At 44.5% G+C, this 3,316-nt stretch carries 2 protein-coding genes; one reads left to right on the top strand and one right to left on the bottom strand.

Annotated features, from left to right (window positions below; translation table 11 throughout):
• Nucleotides 1-247: 247 nt before the first annotated feature.
• The gene (locus AC805_RS03055) at nt 248-1,159 is read right to left on the bottom strand and encodes an acyl-CoA desaturase (protein WP_055074051.1); all 912 of its coding nucleotides are present in this window, start codon (nt 1,157-1,159) and stop codon (nt 248-250) included.
• Nucleotides 1,160-1,500: 341 nt separating this feature from the next.
• On the opposite strand from AC805_RS03055, the gene AC805_RS03050 reads away from it, so the two are divergent.
• The gene (locus AC805_RS03050) at nt 1,501-3,162 is read left to right on the top strand and encodes a transglutaminase domain-containing protein (protein WP_055074050.1); all 1,662 of its coding nucleotides are present in this window, start codon (nt 1,501-1,503) and stop codon (nt 3,160-3,162) included.
• The last annotated feature ends 154 nt before the right edge of the window (nt 3,163-3,316 follow it).

Below are 3,316 nucleotides of genomic sequence, written 5' to 3'. Positions count from 1 at the left end.
TATAGATAATTCAAATAAAAACTACAGCTTCGACTTCGCTCAGCTAGCTTACACCGAGGGCTGAGCGAAGTCGAAGCCCGTCTACAAGTTATTTAAAACAACTATATCGTTAATCCCAAAGCTTAAAATGGCTACGCCATTTTGAGCTTTGGGATAAAACAAATCAAACCGCAAAAGATAAGTGGCGACGCGAAGCGTCGCCACTTATCTTTTGCGGTTTGATTTCAGAGATACAGTAGAGAATCGATTAAGAATCAGCAGTTGTTTTTACCGCGATCGCCAACTCTAAATCCTGCGATTTGCGATGACTAGATCTTGCTAACAATTCTTTCTCACTTGGTAGTCTCAGCTTTGAGGCTAATTTAAAAAACTCTAGTAGCTTAATAAAGCTAAAAGTCGGATCGGGCAAATAGCTAACCCGATTATCACAAATCGTGATCCCATGACGACTTGAGGATTGGAAAGCATGGTGGAGATTATGCCAACCCTCACCCAAAGTCAAGAAGGCAACGAAGGCACTGTTGCGACTATGGTCGTCGGTAATAAATGGGCGATTACCGATCAGATGACTGAGGGAGTTTACAGTTTGCACACCATGAAATAACAAGGTGGTGCTCAAAAAGAACGCACCCAGATATTCCAGTCCGCCGATGTAATAAGAAATCGCACCAAGCGCGACTAAAGGAACAAAATGCAAGCGATCGATCGCTCTTAAAACGCGATCGCTTTCTACATCAACGGGCAATTTGGAGGGAAAAAACTGCGAAGATAGCAGCCATCCCCCTTGAGCCCAATAAAACCCTTTAAATCCACCATTGGGATGATAGGGAGAATGGGGATCGCGATCGCGATCCGAATGTTGATGGTGCATCAGATGGTGAGCCTTCCACCAACTTGGTCCCATCTGTCCTGCGGAAGAGGCGATCAGACACCCCACCCATAGGAGAGGTGCAGGGGCTTGATAGCTTTTATGGGTGAGTAAGCGATGATAAATACCTGTCGTCGCCAGCATCCGCACAAAATATAGCAGTACCATCCATGCGATCGCCCCCCAAGACAAACCAGTTACTAAGACAAGTGATGAACCGATATGGCTAACGATAATCAGCATTGGGCCGATTAGATACAAAATGCTTGTGAGTAGAGAATATTGCCTCATTTACAATCCAGAGTGTGAAGAACATAATTCAGCGAATGAGCTGTGGCTGTATTTATTAACCGCCCCAATCAACCAAAGTAACATATGAAAACTGCCAGCTGGACATAATCAAAACCCTTTGGCACAAGCGCAGCGTCCGCCAAAGGGTTTTGAGTTTTAATTATGTCCAGCTACCTATAAGATTGGAGTGATATCATAAATCCTCTCAGCTCCAACCCTGAAACGATTTCTTTCTGTTGCCTTCGCTACGGAACTAATACTGCTTTTAAAGTCAGATCAAAGCTGGCAGAAAGTCCATAATCTTTCTAAATTATCCGCATAAATCACCTGTCTAATACCCTATGCCTAGCCTACCAAGCACGATTTATCCTATTGGCGCTTATAACCTTCACGGTTTAGTGTGGCAAACCTCAAGCAATATAAGTGATGTAAGTGACGTAAGTGATGTAAGTATTGATATCAGTAATCACAACTCCTACATAATTTGCGTCGATGCCTATCAAGGTCACCTCCTTAAAATCGATCCGTGGTCAGAAGGTGCAACGGTACTAAATAATTACACCGCCTCGGAGTTTCGTGATGCGACGGGTTTGGCGATCGCTGGGGAAACCCTGTGGGTTACCAAGAACAACGGCATTTACTATTGCAACATGATTGATTTCGAGCTGCAACCATTTATGGAACTGCCTAACAAAATCGATGGCATTGCGGTATCCGAAGGTGGCGTGTATGTAAGTTCTAGTGAAGTTGGCAAAATATTTGTCTTTGGCAGGGCTACCCGCACTCTGCTCAGGATTATGGATGCTCCAGGTGCTGGCTTTGAAGCCCTAGCCTTGGTGGGCGAAGAACTATGGGTGAGCGATCGCACGGAAGAAACTGTGTATCGGATGAATGCCAAAACAGGCGAAATTTTACATCGAGGTTTAACCCCCTTCCCCAATCCCGTAAGCTTAGGTTTTTTGGACAATGAATTATATGTAGTTTACTCAGGTGATGAAAACTATATTCGCGAAAATCCCAACGATCTAGATGAACCCTTTTCGGTGGCAGCTCGCGAAAAAACCTTTATCCATCGTCTCAGATTCAATCAGTACAAAGATGGCAAACTAAACTATACGCTCACCAATGGCTACAAAGTAGAGATGATCTACCTTGAAGAGCTGTCTTCGGAAGATCCGACTTCCGTTTATAACCTCACATGGAGAGTTGCCTACCCTACCGATAACTATCGCCAAAAATTATTAGCGATCGAACCCATTGGCATTCCTTTTGAAGAAGAAATTGTCTATGGTCAGCGGGTCGCCGCTTTTAAGCTAGGTAACCTCAAACCAGCGGAAGCGCGAATGTTTGGCTGGAAAGCAACTTTAGAATTACGGGCAATTAAATACGAGCTAAAGGATAGTGAAGTAGAGTTTGTCCCTGAACTATCTGAGGACATGAAGAAGCTGTATCTGATTGATGATGATGGCTTGAGTATGGATAACCCGCTCATCCAAGCCGCCGCCAGAGAAGCCGTGGGCGATGAAACTAATATTTTACGGAAGATGCTGCTGATTCGCGATTATGTCTACGACAAGCTCGCCTATCGCGTCACGCCCTATATTGCGTCACCTGAAGAAGTGCTTGTTAGAGGGACTGGCTCCTGTGGGGAGTATGTGGGTCTGTTGCTAGCCCTAACGCGCTTAAATGGAATTGCTTGCCGAACCGTGGGACGTTATAAATGTCCCCATGAAAACGATCAGGTGATGAATATCCCTCTCCATCAGTATTACAATCACGTTTGGATTGAATTCTATATTCCTAGTATTGGTTGGTTGCCAATGGAATCCAATCCCGATGATACGGGCTATCGTCCCTATCCTACTCGCTGGTTTATGGGCTTGCCTTGGTATCATGTGGAAATTGGCAAAGGGATTTTCTTTGAAACGATTCAACCCCAACCCTATTCCATTGGCGAACTCGCGCTCAATCACGTTCGCTTTAAGGTATTGGAAGAAATTTAAATTCTTTGCGAACTTATAGCTATACCAAGAAGAGGATGGCTATAAGTTCGCAAAGAATTAGGACAAATCAAAACCCAAGAATTAATGGGCGGCGCTTCGCGCCGCCCATTAATTCTTGGGTTTTATGTCCTAGTACACTTGGCGACAGCTATAA

Origin of the sequence: Pseudanabaena sp. 'Roaring Creek' (assembly GCF_001402795.1) — a bacterium.
Taxonomy (GTDB): Bacteria; Cyanobacteriota; Cyanobacteriia; order Pseudanabaenales; family Pseudanabaenaceae; genus Pseudanabaena.
Note: the sequence above shows the minus strand (reverse complement) of the source record. Positions and strands in the feature narration are given on the sequence as shown.